The organism is Lipingzhangella halophila, assembly GCF_014203805.1.
GTDB classification, from domain to species: domain Bacteria; phylum Actinomycetota; class Actinomycetes; order Streptosporangiales; family Streptosporangiaceae; genus Lipingzhangella; species Lipingzhangella halophila.
In genome coordinates, this window is record NZ_JACHJT010000001.1 from 619,862 (window position 1) to 640,342 (window position 20,481).

Genomic DNA, 20,481 nt, shown 5'->3' on the forward strand with positions numbered 1-20,481 from the left:
CCCGGTCCTTGGTATTCCCGTGAGTCTAGGGCGCCCCCAGGGTGCCCAAGGGGAGAACGAGTGCCTAGTTCCTCGACCTACCGCCGCGACCTCACACCGCCCGTCGTCTCGACGGGCTCGGGTGAGCGGCGAACCTACGTGCTCGACACCAGCGTCCTGCTGGCCGACCCAGCGGCGATCACCCGGTTCGCCGAGCACGAGGTGGTCCTACCCATCGTCGTCATCACCGAGCTCGAGAGCAAGCGGTACCACCCCGACCTCGGCTACTTCGCACGCGAGGCACTGCGCAGGTTGGACGATCTCCGGGTCGCCAACGGCAGCCTCGACGCCGACGTCCCGGTCAACGAGCAGGGTGGAATGCTGCGGGTGGAGCTGAACCACAGCGATCCGTCGATTCTGCCCGCGGGTTTCCGGCACGGTGACAACGACACCCGGATCCTCACGGTCGCGCGCACGCTGCAGGCGGCGCGCGACAACGCTCCCGAGGGGGAGGATGTGGAAACGGGGGAAGTCGTGCTGGTCAGCAAGGACCTGCCGATGCGGATCAAGGCGTCCTCCATCGGCCTGGCCTCTGACGAGTACCGTGCCGAGCTCGCGATCGAGCACGGGTGGACGGGTATGGCCGAGCTCGACGTCCCCGCGCACGAGATTTCCGAGCTGTTCGAGCACGGCTCGACCGACATCGAGGCAGCACGGGATCTCCCCTGCCACACCGGACTGGTGCTGGTGTCCGAGCGCGGGAAGGCGTTGGGGCGGGTACAGCCCGACAAATCGGTGAAGGTCGTCAAGGGCGACCGCGATGTCTTCGGGCTGCACGGCCGCAGCGCCGAGCAGCGCATCGCCCTGGACCTGCTCACCGACCCCGACGTCGGCATCGTGTCCATGGGGGGCCGCGCGGGCACCGGCAAATCGGCGCTCGCCCTGTGCGCCGGACTCGAAGCGGTCCTGGAGCGCGGCCACCACCGCAAGGTCATGGTCTTCCGTCCGCTGTACGCGGTCGGCGGCCAGGACCTCGGGTACCTCCCCGGCAGCGAGAACGAGAAGATGTCGCCGTGGTCCCAGGCCGTGCACGACACGCTCTCCGCGCTGACCAGCAAGGACGTCATTGACGAGGTCGTTGACCGGGGGATGCTGGAGGTCCTCCCGCTCACCCACATCCGCGGACGGTCGCTGCACGACGCGTTCGTGATCGTCGACGAGGCCCAGTCTCTGGAGCGCGGCGTGCTGCTCACAGTGCTGTCGCGCCTGGGCACGAACTCGCGCGTGGTGCTCACGCACGACGTCGCCCAGCGCGACAACCTCCGCGTCGGCCGGCACGACGGAGTGGCGGCCGTGATCGAGAAGCTCAAGGGACACCCGCTCTTCTCGCACGTCACGCTCACCCGATCGGAGCGCTCACCCGTCGCGGCACTCGTCACCGAGATGCTCGAAGGCTGATCCGGCACCCCCTCCCGCCGGTCGTGCGAAGCGCGTTCCCTCCCGAGCGCACCAGGGAGCACGATGGCCGCGACCGGCGGTGGGGGTGTTCACACCGGCGTTGTCCCGAGTTCGAAAGAGGGATGTGGGCGCACGATAGAAAGCCCTGGGCGAGCATCCCCCTCCGGACGAGGAGAAGACCCCCATGCGAGTGCCCCCTTCACCCCGCGACGGTCTGTCGCGCCGTTCCCTGTTCCGCCTGGGCGCCGCGGGCGCCGGGGCCACCATTCTGGGCGCCGGCGGGTCCGGGCCCGCTCTGGCCCAGGGCAGAAACCGCCCGGTTCTCACACACGGCATCCAGCTTGGCGATCCCCGCACCGACGGGGCCGTGGTCTGGACGCGGGCCGACCGGGCCTCGCGGATGATCGTCGAGGTCAGTGACCGCCCGGACTTCCGCGACTCGCGCACGGTCCGCGGCCCGCAGCTCACGCCGAACAACGACGGCACGGGCCGGGTCCGCGTCACCGGGCTCGACCCGGGCCAGGAGGTGCACCTGCGGGTGCACGCCGAACGCGGCAAGCACACCAGCGAGGTCCTCGAAGGCGGCTTCCGCACGGCCGGCGGACCGGACGATGACACGATCCGGTTCGTGTTCTCCGGCGACGTCGCCGGCCAGGGCTGGGGGATCAACCCCGAGATCGGCGGGATGCCGGTCTTCAACGCGATGGCCGACCGCGAGCCCGACTTCTTCGTGCACAGCGGCGACGTCTGCTACTCGGACGTCCCGTTGGAGGAGAACGTCACACTGCCCGATGGCCGGGTGTGGAAGAACGTGCTGACGGACGAGAAGGCGGCGGTCGCCCAGACGCTGGGGGAGTTCCGCGGGCAGTTCGCCTACAACCTGCTGGACGACGCGCTGCGCGGGTTCGCCGCCCGGGTGCCGCAGATCGTGCAGTGGGACGACCACGAGGTGGTCAACAACTGGTACCCGGGCCAGGTCCTGGACGATGACCGCTACACCGAGACCGACATCGATGTCCTCGCCAAGCGGGCGCACCGGGCGTTCCACGAGTGGACGCCCATTGTCCCCGCCGAGGCCGTCGACGGCCGGATCTACCGCAAGCTCTCCTACGGCCCCGACCTGGACATCTTCGTCATCGACATGCGGCCCTACCGGGATCCCAACTCGCCCGGCGACGCCCCCTTCGAGCGTGTCCTCGGCGAGACCCAGGCGCGCTGGCTGGTGAACCAGGTGTCGGCGTCCAGCGCGACCTGGAAGGTGATCGCCTCCGACATGCCGCTGGGGCTGGTGGTCTCCGACGCCGACGACAACATCGAGGCGGTCGCCAACGGAGAGCCGGGCGAGCCGCTCAGCCGCGAGGCAGAGATCGACGGGGTCCTGCACGACCTGCACCGGCGCGGCGCGCGCGACGTCGTCTGGGTGACGGCCGATGTGCACTACACCGCCGCGCACCGCTACTCCCCGGAGCGCGCGAGCAGTCGCGAGTTCACCCCGTTCTGGGAGTTCGTCTCCGGCCCTCTGCACGCGGGCGCGTTCGGCCCGAACGAGCTCGACCCCACCTTCGGGCCCGAGGTGGTCTTCGAGAACAGCCCGCCTGAAGCCAACACGTCGCCGCTCGACGGCTTCCAGCACTTCGGCGAGGTCGAGATCGACCGGCGGAGCAAGGAGCTCACCGTCCACCTGCGCGACGCCAACGGCGACTCACTGTGGTCGCGCACGCTGACCCCGGAAGGCCGAGAGTAGGTAGTGCTGTTTGGTTCTCGGGCGCCTGGAAGCCGGGAACCTTCGGGCACCTCCGGTGTGGCGCCCCGGTCGGCTTCGCCACTCGCGGACGCCCCACCTCCGGACCCTCAGAACCCCGGCGGCGCCCGACCTGGATATCCCGGAAAAGCCCACAGTGTCCGTTGCGACGGGGAATCCCCGGGTACATTACGTTCGCCACACGTTCTTTTTTTGGTGACATTGCGTACAGACCAGCAGGTCAAGTACAAGTAACCTGAGTGCCAAGCGTGATGTGACTCACGTCACGAACGAAATGGTGTTACTGGCTTGTGATGGTGCGGCAGTGTGGGACCGTTCCAGAAGGAGCCCCCGGGGCGCGTGCGGTGGATATCGACCCCTGACTCCCGTTATCCCGCACGCGTGACTCTCCAGCGACGAGAGCGGACTCTGCCGCTCCCTGCCAGATTCGTCGCTCAATCCCGAGAAATCACCCGTGAACCCGGGGCTCAGGTCGCTCGTGTGCCATTTGGCGCGCGACTGACGAAAGGGCGTTTGTTTGCTACTCAACCGGATCTCGCTGCGGGTCGCCACAGCGGTCGGTTCGGCGGCGATGGTCGCCGGTGCGACGTTCGCCGTGTCCGCCTTCGCCGACAGCGGCATGGACCCCGAGCAAGCGGCGTCGGCAGCGACGCCCGGCAACGAGGCCGAGTCCGACGAGGACTTCTTCGCCGAGGCCGAGACTCTTACCAAGGACGAGCTCAAGGAGCTTCGCGAGCAGCGCGACCAGGCCAACGCCGCGGCCGGATCCGCTGCGCAGAGCACGACCGAGGAGGAAGAAGAGGAAGAGGAGGAGGAAGAGGAGAGCTCGGGCGACGGATCCGACATCCCCACGGGGGATCCCAAGGCCACCGCCCAGGCGCTGCTTGGGGACTACGGGTGGAGCGGCGAGTTCGACTGCCTCGAACCGCTCTGGGAGAAGGAGAGCGGGTGGGACCCCTCAGCCGAGAACCCCAGCTCCGGGGCCTACGGGATCCCGCAGGCGCTACCCGGAAGCAAGATGGCCACTGAGGGCTCTGACTGGCAGACCAACCCCACCACCCAGATCAAGTGGGGGCTGGGCTACATCGAGGACCGGTACGGCTCTCCCTGCGAGGCATGGAGCCACTCGCAGGCCAACGGCTGGTACTGACTCCTCCCAGACCGTCCGGAACGGGGCGGGTCCGCGACCGCGGACCCGCCCCGTTCATCGCATGTCCGGGTTCGTCCCGCACGCCGGGGGCGCGCCACCCGCTCCCACAGCCGTGCTACGGGCGCAGTGAGCGGTTCACGTGCTCGATGACGTCCTGGTACTCGGTTTCCTGGCCCTCGGGCAGGTCCCACCGCAGCCAGACCGCCGTATCGTCCCAGTCGCTCTCGACGTGGACCTGGTGCCGCACGGAGTACCGGTTCGGGTGGTCCCGATCATCGTTCGTGTAGCGGAACACCCAGGTCGCCGCCTTCCAACGGTCGGGAAGGTAGTCCTGCTGGGTCCGTTGCAGGTCCTCCATCTCGTAGCCGTCCCAGTCGGTGGTCTCCCATTCGCCCTCGGACTTCTCCTCGATCTCAGTCCTGGGATTGGTCCGTTCGGGTTCGTAACTGTCGACGACGAACGAGATCTCCTCGCGGGAATCGGGATGCGAGGCGGTGGCGCGCCCGTCGTCGTCCTCGCTGACGTCCCAGTCCACCGGGTACTCGAAGCTGTAGTCACCGGAGCCGTACAACTGGTACTCGCTGGTCTCCGGCCGGGTGGCCGCCCACGCCGCTGAGGCCACGCCCAGCACCAGCGCGGCAGCGATGGCCCCCGCCACCATGTAGACCTTGCGCTTATTGTTCCCGCCCGCCGCCGCGGAGCCGGACGGCGGCCCATTGGGGTCGACTGGCCCGTTCGGCCCGGGTTGCCCGGCGTGCGGCGGGTACTGCTGGGGTGGCGGTTGTTGTCCGGGCGGGTACTGCTGGGGCGGTGGTTGGTGTCCGGGCGGGTACTGCGTGGGCGGGGGCATCCCGGCTGTGGGGGCAAGGGAGGGGTTCGTCCCCGAGGGCGGGCCCATGGCCTGGGTCGGCATTGACGCTGTGAGTAGTTGCGCGGCCTGCGGCGCCGCGAGCCGGCGCGCGGGGTCGCGATCGAGCATGCCCATGAGGAGCGGTGTGAGAGGGCCGGCGCGCTGCGGCGGCGGGATGGGCGCCGACAGGACGGCCGAGATCGACGCCGTCACGGTCTCGCGCTTGAACGGCGATTGGCCCTCGGTTGCGGCGAAGAGCGTCACACCCAGGCTCCATATGTCGGAGGGTGCGTCCGAGCTCTCCTGCTGCAACCGCTCCGGGGCCATGTACTCCGGGGAGCCGATGAGTGCGCCGGTGCGGGTGATGGTGGTCTCGCCGTCGATGGTGGCGATGCCGAAGTCGGTCAGGATCACCCGCTCGTTGTCGGTGAGCATGACGTTGCCGGGCTTGATGTCGCGGTGGATGACCCCCTTGGAGTGCGCCAGCAGCAGCGAGTCGAGCAGGGCCTTCGCGATGGTGGCGACCCGCTCGGGCGGCAACGGACCGGACTCCTTCAGCATCTTGTCCAGCGGCTTGCCGTCGACCAGCTCCATCACGATCCACGGGTGGTCCTCGAAGTCGAGGACGTCGTGGATGGTGATGATCGACGGGTGGCTGAGCTTGGCCGCGGACCGCGCCTCGCGCCGGGTGCGGAAGTGCATCTCCCTGCGCTCGTCGGGGGTGAGCTCCTCCGGGAGGAGGACCTCCTTGATCGCGACCTCGCGTTCCAGCTCGGGGTCCCACGCCTGCCACACGACGCCCATTCCGCCGCGACCGAGCTGACGCTGGATCTGGTAGCGGCCGGCCACGACCCGGGTGTCCGATCCGGAGGTCATTGCGCGTTGCCTTTCACGGTGGGGGTAGGGCGGGCGCCACCGACATCTGCGGCGACCTCACCACAGTGAGCCTACGAGAGTCGTCAGAAGGTTACTAACTATCGTGACCGGGAGAGGAAAGCGGTAGTGGCCGGGCCCGGACAGGGACCCAACACGTCGTGGCCGGCACCCGGTGGGTGCCGGCCACGTCCCGCGCGTTCCCGCCTACTGCGAGTTGGTCATCCGCAGGACGTCCAGAGCCTCGTCGAGCTGGGCTTCGGTGAGCTTGCCGGTGGAGACGTAGCCCCGGTCCAGGACGACCTGGCGGATGGTCCGGCGCTCGGCCAGGGCCTGCTTGGCGACCTTGGCGGCTTCCTCGTAGCCAATGTAACGATTCAGTGGCGTAACGATGGACGGCGAGCCCTCCGCGTACTCCGTGCAGCGCTCCTCGTTGGCCTCGATACCGGCGACGCACCGGTCGGCGAAGACCCGCGCGACATTGCTGAGCAGCCGGATCGACTCCAGTGTGTTGCGGGCGATCATCGGGAGCTGCACGTTGAGCTCGAAATTGCCCGACGCACCGCCGAAGGCGACCGCCGCGTCGTTCCCCACCACCTGGGAGGACACCTGAAGCATGGTCTCGCACAGCACCGGGTTCACCTTGCCGGGCATGATCGAGGAGCCGGGCTGCAGGTCGGGCAGCATGATCTCGGTCAGGCCGGTGCGCGGTCCGGACCCCATCCACCGGATGTCGTTGGCGATCTTGGCGAACCCGACCGCGATGGTCCGCAGCTGGCCCGACAGCTCGACCAGGCCGTCGCGTGCGCCCTGCGCCTCGAAGTGGTCGCGCGCCTCGGTCAGCGGAAGTCCGGTGGCCCGCGCGATCTCGGCGATGACCCGCGCGGCGAAGCCCTCGGGCGTGTTGATGCCGGTACCGACGGCGGTCCCGCCCAGCGGCAGCTCGGCGACGCGCGGCAGTGCCGACTCCACCCGTTCCACGCCGTGGCGCACCTGGGCCGCGTAGCCCGCGAACTCCTGGCCCAGTGTGACCGGGGTGGCGTCCATCAGGTGGGTGCGCCCGCTCTTGACGACGGTCGCGAACTCCTCCGACTTGCGGGTGAGCTGCTCCTCAAGATGCCGCAGCGCCGGGACCAGGTCGTTCACGACCGCCGAGGTCGCGGCGATGTGGATCGAGGACGGGAAGACGTCGTTGGACGACTGCGAAGCGTTGACGTGGTCGTTGGGGTGCACGTCCGCGCCGGAGCGCTCGGTGGCCAGGGTCGCGACGACCTCATTGGCGTTCATGTTGCTCGACGTGCCCGAACCGGTCTGGAAGACGTCGATCGGGAACTCGGCGTTCCACCGGCCCTCGGCGACCTCCGCGGCCGCTTCGCGAACGGCGGTGGCGAGGTTGTCCGGGATCACTCCCAGCTCGCCGTTGACCTTCGCGGCAGCGGCCTTGATGTGCCCGAGAGCGGCGACGTGCGCGTCCTCCAGGCCCTGGCCCGAGATCGGGAAATTCTCCACGGCGCGCTGTGTCTGCGCCCGCCATTTGGCGTCGGCGGGTACCCGCACCTCACCCATCGAGTCGTGCTCGACGCGGAATTCACTCATCGAAGAAAGACACCTCCAGCAAAATGTGGGACCAAGCCTGCCAGACCCCTGATCGGGGAGCGCACGCGGCCATGCCGCTCGGCTAGCCGAGTTCCTTCCGCTGGCGGCGCCACGGCAGCCAGGCGCGCCGCCGCTTGGGGGCCCGTACACGAAGCGAGCCGAACAGCGAGAACCCCCGGAACTCCAGGACCGGCGCGTTCTCCCGTTGGGGACGGCGCACCGTCGCGCGGCGCCCGCCGAGGAACGACCAGCCGCGTACCCGGACCTCCACGCCTTCGGGGACCTCGACGTTGATCCGTCCGAACACAGCGGAGGCGTACACGGTGGTGTGCTCGCGGACCAGCAGGGCGGTGCGCAGGTCGAGTTCGGCGGTGCCGAAGGCGGCGATCACCGGTAGCGCGTCGGGCACCACCCACCGGCCGCCGCGGGCGTCGTTGCTGAACAACGCCGTCACCGGCTCCCTGCGCAACTGGATCGGCTGGGCGGCCGCGGGCAGCAGGTCCTCGGTGACGGGGGGCAGTTCGCCCAGTGTGCGGGCGCTGTAGACGCGGTTCGCGCGCTCCTCGAACTCGGCGAGGTCCAACCGGCCGTCCTCGACCGCGGACCGCAGCGCGTCGATGACGCGTTCCCGATCAACGTTGCCGGCCCGGAACCGGGCCGGCGAGACACCCTCGTTCACGGGGCCACGTTATCGGTGTTCCAGGCACTTTCCGACCCGACGGGCACGGGACCGGGCACGACGCGGCGGTCGCCCTGGCGCGCGCCGCGCCCGGCCCTGTGCCGGAGAAAATTTGGTGGAGAAACGCCCGGGACCCCCATAGCGTGAACGCATGACCTCGTCCCGGATCGAAGAGAGCAGTGACGACGTGGCCGAGGGAGATCCCCCGGCGATCGTGCTGCGGTCGGTGGTGAAGCGTTTCGGGTCCATAGCGGCGGTCGACGGGCTCGATCTCGATGTCCCGTCCGGGATCGTGCTCGGCTTGCTCGGCCCGAACGGCGCGGGCAAGTCCACCATGATGCGGATGCTCACCGCGCAGACCCGCGCCGACTCCGGCCAGATCACGGTGCTTGGCCATCGTGTGCCGCGCGAGTCCAAACGCGCCCGCGCCGCGATGGGAGTCGTCCCGCAGCACGACAACCTCGATGAGGAGCTCACCGTCGCCGAGAACCTGGAGGTGTTCTGCCACCTCTACCGGGTTCCCCGGCGCGAGCGCGCCGAGGCGGTCAACCGCGGCCTACGCATCGCCCACCTGGAGGACCGGCGCACCACCCGGGCCGACAAGCTGTCCGGTGGGATGCGCCGCCGGCTGCTCATCGCGCGGGCCCTGGTGCACCAGCCCCGGATGGTGCTGCTGGACGAGCCCACCGTGGGGCTCGACCCCCAGGTCCGCCAGGAGCTGTGGAGCCTCGTCACCGACCTGCGCGACCACGGCGTCACGGTGCTGATGTCCACGCACTACATCGAGGAGGCCGAACGCCTCGCCGACGTTGCCGCGCTCATGGCCAACGGCAGGGTCGTGACCACCGGAGCGCCCGGCGACCTCATCGCCGATTACGCCGGCAAGACCGTCGAGGAGTTCCCTATTGGCCCCGGCGGGCCAGCAGAGGTCGAGCGCGTTGCGCAGGCGGCCGGGATGGTCACCCGCCGCACCGGCGCGAGCCTGGCCGTGCTGCGCGCCGAGGAGCTGCCCGGCGACCTACGCGAGACCTTGGGCCACGGCAACGTCCGCCCCAGCAACCTTGAGGACGTCTTCGTGACCCTCACCGGGGAGAGAGTCGAATGACCACGCAGACCACCGCCCGCGCCACGCAGTCGCCGCCCGGGCGGTTCGAGTTCGCCCCGGTGGCCGGGGTCCTCGCCCGCGAATGGGCGCTGTATCGCCGGAGCTGGAAACCCACCACGTTCGCGGCGGTCGCCGAGCCCGTGATCATGCTGCTCGCGTTCGGCGTCGGCCTTGGGTCCCTGGTGGGCGCCATCGGCGGGCACGACTACATTCATTTCCTCGGCACCGGCATCGTGGCCATGTCGGTGCTGTTCACCTCGATGTTCCCGGGGCTCATCGACACCTACGTCCGCCGGGTCTTCCAGCACACCTACGAAGGCATGCTGGCCGCTCCGGTCGACGTTCGGGAGCTGGTCACCGGCGAGGCGAGCTGGATCGCCGTCAAGGCCGGCGTCTACGGCTGCGCGCCGCTGGTCGTGGCGATCGGCTTCGGGCTGCCGCCGCAACCGGCGATGCTGCTCGTGCCGATTGTGGCGTTCACCACGGGATTCGGCTTCGCGCTGACGGGCATCTGGATGTCGGCGGTGGTGCCGTCGATCAAGACGATGGACTACATCATCTCCGGGGTCATCACACCGCTGTTCCTGATCGCCGGAACGTTCTTCCCGGTCGACACGCTCCCGGCGTGGGCCCAGGTGGCGGCGAAGATCAATCCGCTCTACCACTGCGTCGAGCTGGTCCGCGGCACCGCGTTCGGCCTCGACCCGCTGGCCGGAATCGGGCACTTCGCCGCGATCCTGGCGTTCGTCGCCATCGTGTGGTGCCTGGCCGTCCTGCAGATGCGGCGCCGGCTGATCAACTGACAAGCGGGGCGACGGGGCCCACGGGCGGTGGGGCCTACCCGAGAGGTGCGGCAATGGGGCCCCTCCGAGCGCAGCGAGAGGTGCCAGCTTGCCGCTGAGCATAGCTGCGGCGGCAAGCTGGCTCGCTCGCAGTGCTCGCTTCGCCCCATTGCCGCATCCTTGCGGGCCCTCATTGCCGCCCGCAAGGATGCGGGTATCCGCCGGACGCTAGCCGCCGGTGGGAGCCCAGCGGGCCTGGAGGGACGCGTTGTCGCCGTCGAGGCTCATCGAGCCGCCGACTCCGCCGTACTGGTCGGCGCCTTCCGTGCCCGAGTCCTCGGCGATCGCACGAGCGTCGAGGTAGAAGCCCACAGTGGCGCCCTCCATGTCCTGCATGGTCTGCTGGTACACCTCGTCGTCGGCGAGCTTTCCGGTTCCGGTGCTGCCGTAGGAGACGACAGCGGTGTCGCCGTCGCTGTCGACGCCCGGGGACGAGCCGTAGCTGCCCTCGCTCATCTGCGTGACCAGGTCCTCCAGGATGGCCTCGTCGGCGCCGGTGGCCCGGTATTGGTATGACGGGTCCGCGCTGAAGGACTCGCCGCCGAGCATCCCGTCGAAGTCGGTGATCCCGAACGCGGTCTGAGTCCCGAGCAGGTCGGCGAAGCCCTCGGGCGGCGCGGCCCCGAGCTCCTCCATCCCGTCGGTGAGGCCGCCCTCGTCGAACGCCTCGGGGTCGGCCTCGTAGGCCTGCGTCACCCACTGCTCGAGGTTGTTGCCACCCGCGGCCATTACGGTGTCGTCGGGCAGTTCACCGAGGACGCCGATCCCGGGGTCGTCCACCTCGTAGTCGGACATGGACACGCCGTCGACCGTGACCTCGAACATGTCGCCGCGCAGCTCGACGTAGTCGGACTCGATCTTCAGGGCCATGGCCATGCGGCCGCTGGCCTCCTCGAACCCGGTGCCGGGGGTGAGCGAGGGGCCCCCGAACGGGTCGCTCGGGTCGCTGTAGGGGTCGCCGGGATCGCTGAACGGGTCGCTCGGGTCGCTGTACGGGTCGTCGAAGGGATCGGTGCTGGGAGGGCTGCTTCCGCTTTCGTCTTCGGCCAGATCGGAGAAGCCGTCGAGGTCGAGCCACGCAGCGGCGAGGCTGTCGCTGCCCACCGAGTCCATGTCGCTGGTGAAGGTGTCCTCGTCGGCCAGCGAGCCGTCCTCCAGCAGCGCGGCGTGCTCGTCGAGCGCCGCACTGGTGTTGGAGAGGACGGCGAAGTCCTCGTAGAAGTCGTAATGGAACTCCTCGAACTCGCTTGAGAGGTCGCTGAGGGCGGCGTCGGCGGCCTCCTCGTCCTCCACGGCCAGCGTGACCGCGAACGCCATGCCGGACTCGTCGGCCGCCGCCTCCTCGTCCTCGGCGGGCCACGCGGCGGCCCCGAACCGCTGGCCGAACCACGGTTCGATGTCGTCCTCGTAGTTGAGGCCGGTGTCCTCGAGGAAACCGTCGTCGAAGATCGGCTCGGCCGGGTCAGCCTCGGGGTCGACCTCGTCCTTCAGCTCGTCCGGAAGCTTATTGACGAACTGCGCGTAGTTGGCGAGCTGCCCGCCCGAGGGCTTCAGGTCCAGCTTGGCGAACATCACCGACGAAGCCGGCATGGCCGTCTCGGGCTGGGGCCCACCGAACAGGTCGTCCATGGCGTAGTTGGCGGCCCAGACCGTCGACGCCATGAGCGCGACGCCTACCACACCGGCGACTGGGATCAGCCAGGTCCGGCGCTTGCGCGGCGCGCCGTACTGCGGCTGCGCGTAGGCCATCCCCTGCGGTGGCGGCCCGCCGGGCTGCTGGCCCGGGGGCATCCAGGGTGGCTGGTTCGGGGGATCGGGGTAGGACATCGGACCTCCGGGGGAACACGTGTACCGGTCCGAAGGTACCAAGCCGCACATCCCTGATTTCGCAGGTCCGAATAAGCGTGACCGGACCTGTGCCTCCGGTTGCGGTATTCTGTTACTTTTCCGGTACGCCGGAATGGGCTCAGCGCGCCGCCTCGAAGTCGATCCCGCTGTAGGTCGCGAGCTTGGTCAGCCGGTGCTCGCTGTGCATCATTCGGACCGTGCCGCTACGGCCCCGCATGACCAGCGAATCCGTCATAGCCCGGCCTTCCTCGTAGCGAACACCGCCAAGCAGTTCGCCGTCGGTGATTCCCGTGGCGGCGAAGAACACGTCGTCCGACGACACCAGGTCCGTTGTGGTCAGTACCTGGTCGACGTCGTAGCCGGCCTCCGCCGCCTTGCGCCGCTCCTCGTCGTCGGTTGGCCACAACCGGCCCTGGATCACCCCGCCCAGGCATCTCATGGCGCAGGCGCTGATGATGCCCTCAGGGGTCCCACCGATCCCCAGCAGCAGGTCAACACCGGTGCCGGGGCGGGCCGCCATGATCGCCCCGGCGACGTCGCCATCGGTGATGAACTTGATCCGCGCGCCGGCCTGGCGCACCTCGTGCACGATGTGCTCGTGGCGCGGCCGGTCCAGGATCACCACCGTGACGTCCTGCGCGGTGCCGCCCTTGGCGCGCGCCACCGCGTTGATGTTGTCCGCGATCGGGGCGGTGATATCCACCACGTCCGCCGCGGCGGCCCCCGCGGCCAGCTTGTCCATGTAGAACACCGCGGAGGGGTCGAACATGGAACCGCGCGGGCTCATGGCGATGACCGAGATCGCGTTCGGCATCCCCTTGGCGGTCAGCCGGGTGCCGTCGATGGGGTCGACGGCCACGTCCCAGTGCGAGCCGCCGCCGTCGCCGACCCGCTCGCCGTTGTAGAGCATCGGGGCGTCGTCCTTCTCGCCCTCACCGATGACCACGGTTCCGGTCATCGTCACGGTGCTGATGAGGTGCCGCATGCCGCGCACAGCGGCGGCGTCGGCCCGGTTCTTGTCGCCTTTGCCGACCCAGCGGCCCGCCGCGAGCGCAGCGGCCTCGGTCACCCGGACCAGCTCCAGAGCCAGGTTGCGGTCGGGGGCCTCGAAGGAATGCTCTGCGGCAGGGACGCTTGACGTGGTCATGAAAGGCATCTCCAAGATGGCTTCGTACCTGGTCGAAAGGACACGCCGATCCCTGGGCCCGGTCCGCCGGGCATGGGCGGTGGTGTGGCTCCTAGGGTAATCGCCTGACGTAGCCTCGACCTAGGCAGCCCGGCGGCATGCCACGTGGAGGGACGGATGCTGAGGTGACAGTGGAGAAGGTGCAGAAACCGGCGCGGATCTCGCACCGCGGGGCGGCCACGCGCAGTGCGCTCCTCAGCGCGGCGGCGCACGTGTTCCGCACGGTCGGGTTCGCCAGAGCCGGCGTCAGCGAGGTCGTCGCTGAGGCGGGTGCCAGCGTCGGTAGCCTCTACCACCACTTCACCGGAAAGGCCGACCTGTACCTGGCGTTGTACGAGGAGTTCCAGCAGCGCCAGCAGGACCGCACCCATACGGCGGTTGCCGACGCCCGCGCCGGCGGCGAGAGCGACCCGACCAGGTTGATGAACGTGGCCGCACGGGCCTACCTCGACGGGTGCATCGAGGAGCGCGATACCACCCGGCTGTTCTTCGGCGGCGATGGTCCGCCCGGCTTCGACTCCCAACTGCGGGCCCGGTTGCGCGAGTGGACCAACCGCAACGTCGCCCTGTTCCGCAAGGCCGACGAGCCCGTCGACGAGGCTCTGCTGATGGTGGTGAGTGGCTCGATGCTGCTCGCCGTGACCGAAGTAGTGCGGCGCGACATCGACGACGCCCGGCAGTTGGCCGACGACATCACGGCACTGCTGGGGCAGTTGCAGCCCCGCCACGGCCGCCACGGCGCCGCGGAGCCACCCCGGGAGCGATGACCGGCGAGACTGCGGCAAGCTGGAACCATCATGAGCAACTACAGCCGCGCCGATGCCACGTTTGGTGCCTACGCCGCCGCTCTTGGCCTCCTCGTCGCCGTCCTTCTTGTAATGGCGTTCGTGGTCTCGGCCCGAAACGAAGAGCACATCCCCCGCGTCGACTACGGCTCCGACGCGCAGGAGCTCTCCCGGACCGCGGAGTACACCGTCCTCGTGCCCGAGGACCTGCCGGAGGGGTGGGTTCCCACCAGCAGTCGGCTCGACGCCGAGGACGGTCAGGAGAGCGGTGGCGCCGCGCCCGCCGCCTGGACCCTGGGTTTCGCCACCCCGGAGGATATGCACGCCCGGGTGAGCATGAGTGACGCTGAGCCCGAGCGGTTCGTCGCGCGGACCACGGAGCACGGCGATCCCGACGGCGAGTCCGAGATCGGCGACGCGACTTGGGAGCGTTACCTGAACGAGGGGGAAGAGCAGCGCTCACTGGTCCGGGCGGACGAGGGCGGCGCCACGGTAGTCGTCACCGGCAGCGCGGACTACAAGGAGCTGGAGACCCTCGCCGGGTCGCTGCGGCCGCGCGAGTGACACGCGTGCGTACACGTACGGGCGGCCCAACGGGCCGCCCGCCGTAGTGCGCTCAGTGGTTGACCGGTTCGATCCGGAGGTCCTTGCGGAGCTCCTTGGGCAGCGAGAACGTCAGGTTCTCCTCGGCCGTCTCGACATCCTCGACGTCGCCGAACCCGTGCTCGGCGAGCCGGTCCAGCAGTTCCTGCACGAGCAGGTCGGGAACCGAGGCCCCGCTGGTGACGCCAACCGTCTCGACGCCCGCCAGCCAGGACTCCTCCATCAGGGAAGCGTCGTCGATCAGGTGCGCGGCGGTCGCGCCGGCGTCCAGGGCGACCTCGACCAGCCGCACCGAGTTGGAGGAGTTGTCCGAGCCGACCACCAGTACGAGGTCGCACTGCGCGGACATCTCCTTGACCGCGTCCTGGCGGTTGGAGGTGGCGTAGCAGATGTCGTCGCTCGGCGGGTCGAGCAGGTTCGGGAACCGCTCGCGCAGGGCGTCGACCGTCTGGTTGGTCTCGTCGACGGACAGGGTGGTCTGGGAGAGCCAGGAGACGTTGTCGGGATTGCGCACCTCGACCTTGTCGACCTCGTCGGGGCTCTCGACCACCTGGATGTGCTCCGGAGCCTCGCCGCTGGTCCCCTCGACCTCCTCGTGGCCGGTGTGGCCGATCAGGATGATGTCGCGGTCCTGGTCGGCGAAGCGCTTGGCTTCTTTGTGCACCTTGGTGACGAGGGGGCAGGTGGCGTCGATCGTCTTGAGCTGGCGGCGACTGGCCTCCTCGTGGACCATCGGGGAGACGCCGTGTGCGGAGAAGACAACAATGGCGCCCTCGGGCACCTCGGTGGTCTCCTCGACGAAGATGGCGCCGCGCTCCTCCATGCGCCGCACGACGTGCGTGTTGTGCACGATCTGCTTGCGGACGTAGATTGGGGCGCCATACTGCTCTAGTGCCTTCTCGACCGTGATGACAGCGCGGTCCACCCCGGCGCAGTAGCCACGGGGCTTGGCGAGCAGGACACGGCGGCGATTCGTCGCAGTCATACCCCCATCCTACGGGCCGTGTGCGGCTGGCCGGTTGCCCGTGCGCGTGGCCGCAACCCATGCGGGGTGCGCACCGGACTCGGATGGTCGGTGTGTCCAGGTGGGCGGGTTCGGCCGGCGCCTTGACCGCAGCGTCGCGAAATCGTTCACATTAACCGCACGGCAGTCAAGCCGTGCTCCCCTATTCTGGTTGAACTGCGTAACCGAATAGCGTCAGCGCGGCACGTGTACGTCAGACTGTCCACCCTCCCTTAGGGAAGGGTGTCCCGGGGGCGCACACCGCCAGGCACCCCCGCCAACATCATCAGGAGCCTCCAGTCCAATGTCGAATCCGTCCATCGCCAGCAAACTGATGACCCTGGTCAAGGGCGTCATCGGGCCCAAGAAGCCCGCCACCGTCACATCGTCGGCATCCGCAACGGCCGAGGACACCCCCACCGAGGCGGAGCAGCAGCCGGAGGAGGCGAAGGCAGCCACGACCACGGAGAAGCCCGCCGACGCGACCACCGGCGAGGCCGAATCCGATGGTGCCGCGGACTCCGCCGAGAGCACCGATTCGCTCGACACCGAGGAGAAGTCCACCATCGCCGAGGAACTGGCGGTGGCCGAGGCCAACACCCAGGTGGCCAGCGACGAGGTGTTCGACCAGGTCCGCCAGAGCACGGCCCCGAGCGCCGAGGACCTGGCCGTTCCCGGCTACGACGACCTGACCCTTCCCTCCATTCGCGCGCGGCTGCGCAAGCTCACCATGGAGCAGGTCCGCGAGCTTCGCGCGTACGAGGTCGCCAACCAGGGGCGCCAGGAGTTCATCCGGATGTATGACAACCGGATCGCCAAGCTGCAGAGCGAAGACCAGTAGGGTTCTCCGCTCGCCCGGTAGCGCACATCGGCCGCGCACCGGGGCGCACCGGCGCGCGGCCGCCGGTCCGCCACCACGCGCGCCCGCCAACCGGGCATCGAAAACCGCCGCACACTGGCTCGTACCCGGTGCACCGGCGCCGCCGACCCGCTTCGGCGCGTCGGCGGCGCTCTAGTGCGCTCAGGTCCGTTTCCAGTTCTTGAGGCTGTCGATCGCGACCGCCAGGACGATGACGGACCCCTTGATGATGAGTTGGTAGAAGAACGGGACGTTCATCAGCAGCAGACCGTTGCTCAGCACCCCGATGATCATCGCGCCGATCAGGGTCCGCTGCACCGTCCCGACCCCGCCCATCAGGCTGGTGCCGCCCAGCACCACGGCGGCGATCGCGTCGAGCTCGTAGGTCTCACCGGCGGTGGGCTGGCCGGACATGACCCGCGCGGAGAAGATCACGCCGGCCAGGCCGGCGCACGCGCCGCCGATGACGTAGACCCGCACCAGCGTCCACCGCACCTTGATCCCGGCCAACCGGGCAGCCTCGGGGTTCCCGCCGATGGCGTAGACCTCGGTGCCGAACCGGGTGTAGCGCAGCACGAACCACAGAGTGGCGCAGACCAGCAGCATCAGGATCACCGGCACCGGGACGCCGGCGAAGAAGCCGTCTCCCATCAGCCGGAAGCCCAGGTCGTCCGCGACCAGCGGCTGGCCGTCGGTGAGGAGGTAGGCGGTGCCCCGCAGGTAGGTCAGGCCGCCGAGTGTGACGATGAACGCCGGCAGCGCGAGATAGGCGACCAGGGCACCGTTCAGCAGCCCGAACAGCGCTCCGACAAGAATGCCGCCGAGTACGCACACCGCGGCGGGCATTCCGCTGGTCCACAGCAGCACCGAGACGATGCCGCACACCGCCACGTTGGAGCCGACCGAAAGGTCGATGCCGCGGGTGAGGATGACCAGGGTCATGCCCGCGGCCAGAATCGCGTTGATCGAGGTCGCCCGGGCGATGTTGAACGCGTTGTCGATGGTGAGGAAGTTCGGCGCGAGCACCGCCATGAGCACGATCATCAGCGTGAGCACGCCGAGGATGCCGTAGCGGTCCCACAGGTGGGCGAAGCCGGGCCGGCCCGCCTGCGGCTGGCCGGCGCCGGCGGCCGCGGGCGCGGTCGCCGTTGTGCTGGCACGACTGTTCTCGGTCATTGGGGGTCCTTCGTTGGTCGGTGGAGGCCGCGTTCTGGGGGGATCCCGGTTGGGGCAGGCGATGGGGCGCTGTCCCGCTGCGCGGCGCCCCAGCGCCGCTCTCGCCGCGTTCTGGCCGGCCGCAGGGGAAGCCGCCCCGGCTCCCCCTGCGGCCGCGCGCGAGCGGCAGCGGTCCTGAGCGCGGCGCCTCGTGCGCCAGCGGCGCTCGCTGCGGACGAATCCATCACGGCCGCCCTAATGGGTCCCGCTGGCCACGCCGGTCGCGTGGAGCATGACCGACTCCTCGGTCGCCTCGTCGCGGCCGAGCTCACCGGCGATGACCCCATTGCGCATGACGATGATCCGGTCGCTGACACCGAGGACCTCGGGCAGGTCGGAGGAGACGACCAGCACGGCAACCCCCTCATGGGCCAGGCCGTCGATGATCTTGTAGATCTCGTGCTTCGCGCCGACGTCGACGCCGCGTGTCGGCTCGTCCAGCAGCAGCACCCGGGGCCTGATCGCCAGCCACCGGCCCAGCACCACCTTCTGCTGGTTGCCGCCGGAAAGGTGCCGCACGCGCTGCAGTGCCGAGGAGCAGCGCACCCGAAGCGCCTCGACCTGCTCGTTGACGCGGTGGGCGATGCGGGTCCGCCGCAGCACACCGAAGTCGCTGACCTCGCCGAGCCCGGTGACGACGACGTTGTCGCGGACCGTCATGTCCAGGAACAGCGCCTGTTCCTTGCGGCTCTCCGGGACCAGCCCGATGCCGTTGCTGATTCCGTCGCGCGGGCTGCGCAGCCGGACCGGTTGGCCGGCGAGCCGGATCTCGCCGGTCTTGGCGCGCTCGGCGCCGAACAGCAGGCGCGCCACTTCGGTGCGCCCCGCCCCGATGAGCCCGGCCAGCCCGACGACCTCGCCGGCACGCAGGTGCAGGTCGACCGGGCCCACGCCCGCACCGTCACTGACCCCGCGCGCCTCCAGCGCGACCTCACCCGGCACGTGCCGGGTGCGCGCGTACAGGTCGGTGAGCTCGCGGCCCACCATGCGGGAGACGACCTGCTCCGGGGTGACATCGCCGCGCGGGGAGGTGTCGACCCACTCCCCGTCCCGGAAGACGGTGACCCGGTCGGCGATCTGGTAGACCTCCTCCATCCGGTGGCTGATGTAGATCAGTCCCATCCCGTTCCGCCGCATCTCCCCGACCAGCTCGAACAGCCGCTGCGCCTCGGACTCGGACAGTGCCGCCGTGGGCTCGTCCAGGACAAGCACGCGGGCGTCCTGCGCGACGGCCCGCGCGATCTCCACGACCTGCTGTATGCCGACGCTGAGCTGCCCCACGGGGGTGTCGGGGTCGACGTAGGCGCCGACACGCTCCAGCTTGCGCACCGCGTCGCCGCGGATGCGCGCCCGGTCGACCAGCCCCCACCGGGTGCGCGGCTCCTGGCCCAGAGCGAGGTTCTGCGCGACCGTCAGGTTGGGAGCGAGGTTCAGCTCCTGGTGGATCACTGCTATGCCCAGGCTGGCCGCGCGCTGCGGGCTGTCGATGCTGACGGCCCGCCCGTCGATCTCGATGCCGCCGGAGTCGGGGGAGTGCACCCCGGCGAGCATCTTGATCAGGGTGGACTTGCCGGCGCCGTTCTCGCCCATCAGGGCGTGCACCTCACCGGGGTGCAGCTCGAAGCTGACCTCGGTGAGGGCGCGCACGCCCGGGAAGCTCTTGCTGACGCCGGCCATCCGCAGCAGGGGAGCGCCGCTCACTGCCAGCCCTCGTACTCGTCCAGGTTGTCCGGGGTGATCAGCTCGGTCTCGACCAGCCGGGTGTCCTCCTCCAGCTCCTCGTCAGCACGCAGCTCCGAGGCCATCTCCAGCCCGGTGACGCCGAGCAGCTTGGGGTCCTGCGCGGCCGTCGCGACGAACATCGAGTCCTCCTTGGCCAGCTCCTCCTCGGCCTCGGGGGAACCGTCGACCCCGACGATCTCCAGGTCGGAGATGCCGGCCTGCTCGGCAGCCAGCGCCGCGCCCAACCCCGTGGGGTCGTTGATGGCGAAGATGCCGTCCACGTCGGGGTTGGCGGTGAGCATGTCGGTGGCCACGGTGAGGGCCTCGTCGCGGTTGTTGTCACCGTGCTGGTGGCTGGCCACCTCGATGTCGGGGTAGTCCTCCATGACGGTCTCGCAGCCCTCGACCCGGTCCTGCACCGAGGAGATCGGGGTCCCGTCGATGATGAGGATCTCGCCCTCGCCGCCGATCTCGTCGAAGAGGTGCTGGCAGGCCAGCTCGCCGGCCTGGACGTTGTCCGAGGTGATCGTGGCTTCGGCGCCCTCGGCAGCGACGTCGACCGCCACGACCGTGATCCCCGCCTCCACCGCCCGGTCCACGGCCGCCCCGATCCCCTCGGAGTCGACCGGGTTGATCAGGAGCACGTCGATGTCCTGCTGGATGAAGGCGTCGATGTGCTCGTTCTGCGCGCCCAGGTCCTGCCGGCCATCCTCGGTGACGACGGTGGCGCCCATCTCCTCGGCGGCCTCCTCGACCCCCTCCTGCATGGCGCTGAAGAAGGGGTTGCTGAGGTCCTGGACCATCAGGCCGACCGTCTCCACCTCCCCGCCCTCTTCGGATTCGCTGAGCGGGCTCTCCTCACTGCAGCTCGTGAGCAGCAGGCTTCCCGCCGCCAGGGCTGACACGGTGAGTTTCACGGTCCGGTGGTCGTTCATGGGGATCCCTTCCTTTGCCGCCGTGAAGGAG

Annotated in this window: 17 protein-coding genes; 8 read left to right on the forward strand and 9 right to left on the reverse strand. The window is 69.5% G+C overall.

Features of this window, described 5'->3' with window-relative positions; genetic code table 11:
* The first annotated feature begins 60 nt into the window (after positions 1–60).
* The 3 genes from phoH2 (at position 61) to F4561_RS02920 (ending at position 4,349) form a co-directional block, all read left to right on the forward strand.
* Complete coding sequence (gene phoH2 / locus F4561_RS02910) at positions 61–1,437, forward strand: RNA 5'-3' helicase PhoH2 (RefSeq protein ID WP_184574508.1); 1,377 nt, start codon at positions 61–63, stop codon at positions 1,435–1,437.
* A gap of 184 nt (positions 1,438–1,621) precedes the next feature.
* The gene (locus F4561_RS02915) at positions 1,622–3,181 is read left to right on the forward strand and encodes an alkaline phosphatase D family protein (protein WP_184574510.1); all 1,560 of its coding nucleotides are present in this window, start codon (positions 1,622–1,624) and stop codon (positions 3,179–3,181) included.
* A gap of 535 nt (positions 3,182–3,716) precedes the next feature.
* Positions 3,717–4,349 carry an aggregation-promoting factor C-terminal-like domain-containing protein gene (locus F4561_RS02920; RefSeq protein ID WP_184574512.1) on the forward strand — a complete coding sequence of 211 codons (633 nt, stop codon included), beginning with the start codon at positions 3,717–3,719 and terminating at the stop codon, positions 4,347–4,349.
* Between the two features lie 115 nt (positions 4,350–4,464).
* Here the strand turns inward: F4561_RS02920 and F4561_RS02925 are convergent, their stop codons facing one another.
* From F4561_RS02925 to F4561_RS02935, 3 genes are all read right to left on the reverse strand, one after another.
* Positions 4,465–6,075, reverse strand: a complete 1,611-nt coding sequence (locus F4561_RS02925) for a serine/threonine-protein kinase (protein WP_184574514.1) — start codon at positions 6,073–6,075, stop codon at positions 4,465–4,467.
* 204 nt (positions 6,076–6,279) lie between these two features.
* Positions 6,280–7,668, reverse strand: a complete 1,389-nt coding sequence (locus tag F4561_RS02930) for a class II fumarate hydratase (RefSeq protein WP_184574517.1) — start codon at positions 7,666–7,668, stop codon at positions 6,280–6,282.
* Between the two features lie 82 nt (positions 7,669–7,750).
* Complete coding sequence (locus tag F4561_RS02935) at positions 7,751–8,347, reverse strand: DUF1707 SHOCT-like domain-containing protein (RefSeq protein ID WP_184574519.1); 597 nt, start codon at positions 8,345–8,347, stop codon at positions 7,751–7,753.
* Positions 8,348–8,573: 226 nt separating this feature from the next.
* On the opposite strand from F4561_RS02935, the gene F4561_RS02940 reads away from it, so the two are divergent.
* Both F4561_RS02940 and F4561_RS02945 read left to right on the forward strand, forming a co-directional pair.
* Positions 8,574–9,452: an ABC transporter ATP-binding protein gene (locus F4561_RS02940; protein WP_376773687.1), complete on the forward strand. Its 879-nt coding sequence runs from the start codon at positions 8,574–8,576 to the stop codon at positions 9,450–9,452.
* Positions 9,449–10,255 (forward strand): ABC transporter permease, encoded by an 807-nt coding sequence (locus tag F4561_RS02945; protein WP_184574523.1) that lies wholly within the window; start codon positions 9,449–9,451, stop codon positions 10,253–10,255. Before F4561_RS02940 ends, F4561_RS02945 begins: the two co-directional genes overlap by 4 nt.
* A 207-nt stretch (positions 10,256–10,462) precedes the next feature.
* Here F4561_RS02945 and F4561_RS02950 read toward each other — a convergent pair whose 3' ends face one another.
* Both F4561_RS02950 and glpX read right to left on the reverse strand, forming a co-directional pair.
* Positions 10,463–12,121 (reverse strand): DUF3352 domain-containing protein, encoded by a 1,659-nt coding sequence (locus F4561_RS02950; RefSeq protein WP_184574525.1) that lies wholly within the window; start codon positions 12,119–12,121, stop codon positions 10,463–10,465.
* A gap of 139 nt (positions 12,122–12,260) precedes the next feature.
* Entirely contained in the window at positions 12,261–13,289 is a 1,029-nt protein-coding gene (gene glpX / locus F4561_RS02955) for a class II fructose-bisphosphatase (protein WP_184574527.1), read from the reverse strand.
* Positions 13,290–13,459: 170 nt separating this feature from the next.
* Between glpX and F4561_RS02960 the strand changes: the two genes are divergently transcribed.
* Positions 13,460–14,095 carry a TetR/AcrR family transcriptional regulator gene (locus F4561_RS02960; protein ID WP_184583082.1) on the forward strand — a complete coding sequence of 212 codons (636 nt, stop codon included), beginning with the start codon at positions 13,460–13,462 and terminating at the stop codon, positions 14,093–14,095.
* A 30-nt stretch (positions 14,096–14,125) separates the two neighbouring features.
* Entirely contained in the window at positions 14,126–14,677 is a 552-nt protein-coding gene (locus F4561_RS02965; protein ID WP_184574529.1) for a DUF4245 domain-containing protein, read from the forward strand.
* A gap of 52 nt (positions 14,678–14,729) precedes the next feature.
* Here the strand turns inward: F4561_RS02965 and F4561_RS02970 are convergent, their stop codons facing one another.
* Entirely contained in the window at positions 14,730–15,701 is a 972-nt protein-coding gene (locus F4561_RS02970; RefSeq protein WP_184574531.1) for a 4-hydroxy-3-methylbut-2-enyl diphosphate reductase, read from the reverse strand.
* Between the two features lie 322 nt (positions 15,702–16,023).
* Here F4561_RS02970 and F4561_RS02975 point away from each other — a divergent pair, with 322 nt between their 5' ends.
* A complete protein-coding gene (locus F4561_RS02975) occupies positions 16,024–16,560 on the forward strand; it encodes a DUF8129 domain-containing protein (RefSeq protein ID WP_184574533.1) in 537 nt (178 codons plus the stop codon).
* A gap of 180 nt (positions 16,561–16,740) precedes the next feature.
* Here F4561_RS02975 and F4561_RS02980 read toward each other — a convergent pair whose 3' ends face one another.
* The 3 genes from F4561_RS02980 to F4561_RS02990 form a co-directional block, all read right to left on the reverse strand.
* Complete coding sequence (locus F4561_RS02980) at positions 16,741–17,754, reverse strand: ABC transporter permease (protein ID WP_184574535.1); 1,014 nt, start codon at positions 17,752–17,754, stop codon at positions 16,741–16,743.
* A gap of 234 nt (positions 17,755–17,988) precedes the next feature.
* Positions 17,989–19,494 (reverse strand): sugar ABC transporter ATP-binding protein, encoded by a 1,506-nt coding sequence (locus F4561_RS02985; protein ID WP_312885113.1) that lies wholly within the window; start codon positions 19,492–19,494, stop codon positions 17,989–17,991.
* A complete protein-coding gene (locus F4561_RS02990) occupies positions 19,491–20,450 on the reverse strand; it encodes an ABC transporter substrate-binding protein (protein WP_184574537.1) in 960 nt (319 codons plus the stop codon). Before F4561_RS02990 ends, F4561_RS02985 begins: the two co-directional genes overlap by 4 nt.
* Positions 20,451–20,481: the final 31 nt, after the last annotated feature.

Bases quoted from the DNA above. Each gene is read 5' to 3' on its own strand.
- F4561_RS02915 (WP_184574510.1), top strand. From the start codon at position 1,622: ATGCGAGTGCCCCCTTCACCCCGCGACGGTCTGTCGCGCCGTTCCCTG.
- F4561_RS02925 (WP_184574514.1), bottom strand. From the start codon at position 6,075: ATGACCTCCGGATCGGACACCCGGGTCGTGGCCGGCCGCTACCAGATC.
- F4561_RS02930 (WP_184574517.1), bottom strand. From the start codon at position 7,668: ATGAGTGAATTCCGCGTCGAGCACGACTCGATGGGTGAGGTGCGGGTA.
- F4561_RS02945 (WP_184574523.1), top strand. From the start codon at position 9,449: ATGACCACGCAGACCACCGCCCGCGCCACGCAGTCGCCGCCCGGGCGG.
- F4561_RS02950 (WP_184574525.1), bottom strand. From the start codon at position 12,121: ATGTCCTACCCCGATCCCCCGAACCAGCCACCCTGGATGCCCCCGGGC.
- glpX (WP_184574527.1), bottom strand. From the start codon at position 13,289: ATGACCACGTCAAGCGTCCCTGCCGCAGAGCATTCCTTCGAGGCCCCC.
- F4561_RS02965 (WP_184574529.1), top strand. From the start codon at position 14,126: ATGAGCAACTACAGCCGCGCCGATGCCACGTTTGGTGCCTACGCCGCC.
- F4561_RS02970 (WP_184574531.1), bottom strand. From the start codon at position 15,701: ATGACTGCGACGAATCGCCGCCGTGTCCTGCTCGCCAAGCCCCGTGGC.
- F4561_RS02975 (WP_184574533.1), top strand. From the start codon at position 16,024: ATGTCGAATCCGTCCATCGCCAGCAAACTGATGACCCTGGTCAAGGGC.
- F4561_RS02980 (WP_184574535.1), bottom strand. From the start codon at position 17,754: ATGACCGAGAACAGTCGTGCCAGCACAACGGCGACCGCGCCCGCGGCC.
- F4561_RS02990 (WP_184574537.1), bottom strand. From the start codon at position 20,450: ATGAACGACCACCGGACCGTGAAACTCACCGTGTCAGCCCTGGCGGCG.